The 568-nt window shown below is 44.5% G+C and carries 1 pseudogene; it reads right to left on the bottom strand.

Annotation, left to right across the window (positions count from 1 at the left end):
* Positions 1 to 568, bottom strand: a pseudogene (locus R7Z47_RS26155) (hybrid sensor histidine kinase/response regulator); the annotation flags it as partial.

Below are 568 nucleotides of genomic sequence, written 5' to 3'. Positions count from 1 at the left end.
ATGACTTCAAGACTGTTTTGAATACTGTCTTGCTTGGTATTAATCGTACGTGGTTGCTGATCGCTGCCGACCAGTAGAGTGTTGATGGACGATTCACGGTTCTTATCTGCGATCAGCTTGGTAATGCCGTTGTTTGGTAAACGGAACATAGCATAGCTGTGCAAATAGCCTTGCTGAACGATAGGTGCACCAAGCCAAGCGACTTGTCGACCATGTTCCAGTTCAAAATCAGAAATAATGACGGGCGTATAATCTTCATTCACTTTGCGGCGTTCGTTGACGTCATCAGCTAGACGTTTAAAGGTTTTACCTAATGCCGAGTCTTTGTAGCGCCCCGTTAGTAGGTTAGTACCGTAGTTGTCGTCTTTGTTGATGGAATAGGTCACGTTGCCGTTAATATCGACCAGCAAAATATCATTAAAATCTGAGCGTTTGAGTAGCTCCAGATATGCCCAGTGATAACGTTTGTGGAGTAAGCGATAACGTTCACTGCCGACATAATTTGAGGACTCCGGCAAAATCGATGTTTTGATTTGGTCACCGCTGCCTTCGATATAACGTTGCTGAG

Source organism: Vibrio sp. 1641 (assembly GCF_033339995.1).
GTDB lineage: Bacteria > Pseudomonadota > Gammaproteobacteria > Enterobacterales > Vibrionaceae > Vibrio > Vibrio alginolyticus.
Note: the sequence above shows the minus strand (reverse complement) of the source record. Positions and strands in the feature narration are given on the sequence as shown.